2 protein-coding genes and 1 pseudogene are annotated in these 1,466 nt (G+C 75.4%); 1 reads left to right on the top strand and 2 read right to left on the bottom strand.

What is annotated here, in order from left to right; translation table 11 throughout:
* On the top strand, nt 1–669 hold a 669-nt coding region (locus tag H5J30_RS32960), incomplete at its 5' end, for an FAD-dependent oxidoreductase (protein ID WP_181791360.1).
* Here H5J30_RS32960 and H5J30_RS32955 read toward each other — a convergent pair.
* A complete protein-coding gene (locus H5J30_RS32955) occupies nt 653–1,192 on the bottom strand; it encodes an SRPBCC family protein (RefSeq protein WP_181791358.1) in 540 nt (179 codons plus the stop codon). The two genes, H5J30_RS32960 and H5J30_RS32955, sit on opposite strands and share 17 nt — an antisense overlap.
* Nucleotides 1,193–1,284: 92 nt before the next feature.
* Nucleotides 1,285–1,466 (bottom strand): annotated as a pseudogene (locus H5J30_RS32950) (MFS transporter); the annotation flags it as partial.

The raw sequence follows: 1,466 nt of genomic DNA, 5'->3' as shown, positions 1-1,466 counted from the left end.
GCGATCGAGGCGGCGCTGGACGAACTGGGCGTCGAGCGGCGGCTCGGGACGACGGTGGCGGAGGTCGGCGACGGGTACGCGGTGCTCTCCGGCGGCGAACGGGTCGACGCGGACGCCGTGGTGTGGTCGACCGGGATGCGGGCCGAGGGGCTGACCCGGCAGCTCGTGGCCGACTCCGGCGACCTCGACCACCTCGGCCGGGTGCGCGTGGACGAGTGGCTGCGGGCGCTGCCGGAGGTGTTCGCGGCGGGCGACACGGCCGCCGCGCCGTACGACGCGGAGCACACCGTCATGCAGGCGTGCCAGCACGCGACGCCGCTGGGCAAGGTCGCGGGGTACAACGCGGCGGCGGACCTGCTGGGCGTACCGTTGCGGCCGTTCACCCCCGCCCCGTACGTCACCTGCCTGTATCTGGGCGCCGCGGGCGGGGTGTTCACCCGGGGCTGGGACCGCATGGTGATGGCGGCGGGGGTGGCCGGCGGGTTCGTGAAGGAGCAGATCAACGGGTACATCCACCCGCCGGTCGACGATGCGGCCGCGATCCTGGCGGCGGCCGACCGCGTCTGCATCGATCTCCCCTTCTACCCGCGGGAGGACGGCCCCGAGCCGGAGCCGGAGCCGCAGCCGGCCGGGCCGGAGGCGGCCGCGGCGGTCAGGCCAGCGAGGTGAAGTAGTCCCGCTGCGCCGGGTAGTAGTCGTCGAACGACGGCGCCGCGGTCTCCGCGGCGCCGTCGCGCGCGGCGACGAGCAGGTCGAGGTAGTACTCCCAGCCGGGACCGACCTCGCCGACGCCCGCGACCGTGGTGAGGTGGTGGATCAGCTCCAGTCGCGTCCCGCCGCCGGCGGCCTCCGCGAGCAGCGCCTCCATGCGCCAGTCGCCCGCCGCGTCGACCATGGACACGGCCAGCCGGTGCGGCGGTTCGCAGGCGTCGACGCGCAGGTCGGCCCAGGGCGCCCCGTCCTCGTACGCCATCTGCACCCGGACCGTGCGGCCGGGCGCGGCGTCGCCCTCCCACTGGCCGAACCAGCGCACGGTCCGCTCGGTTTCGGTGAGCCAGGCCCAGACGTCGGCGGCGGGGGCGCCGAACGTGCGGGTGAGCACGAGGTCGTGGCCTTCGGCGGTGGGCCGGAGCACCCCGGTGGGTTCGGGGGCGGCGCGGGGGGCTTCGCTTGCGTGGTCGTCGGCGGTCACGGCAGTCCTCCGTACGGTATGGAAATGCGGCCCCCGGGTCGCGCGCTCCGCGCGGTGTGATCGCGCGTGCGGGCCGAAAGGGTAACAAATGGCTATTGGTTCACGTGCCGCTTTCCCCGTACGCCGACCAGCGCGACCAACAGCGCCGTCGCCACCGTCAGCGCCGCGCACACCCCCGCCGCCACCTGGAACCCGGTCTCGAACGCCCCCCGCGCCGCGCCCAGCAGTTGATCCGCCAGCGGCCCCGGCAGCCGCTCCGCCGGTACGGCGTGCA

This window comes from Streptomyces phytophilus (assembly GCF_013870535.1).
GTDB classification, from domain to species: domain Bacteria; phylum Actinomycetota; class Actinomycetes; order Streptomycetales; family Streptomycetaceae; genus Streptomyces; species Streptomyces phytophilus.
Note: the sequence above shows the minus strand (reverse complement) of the source record. Positions and strands in the feature narration are given on the sequence as shown.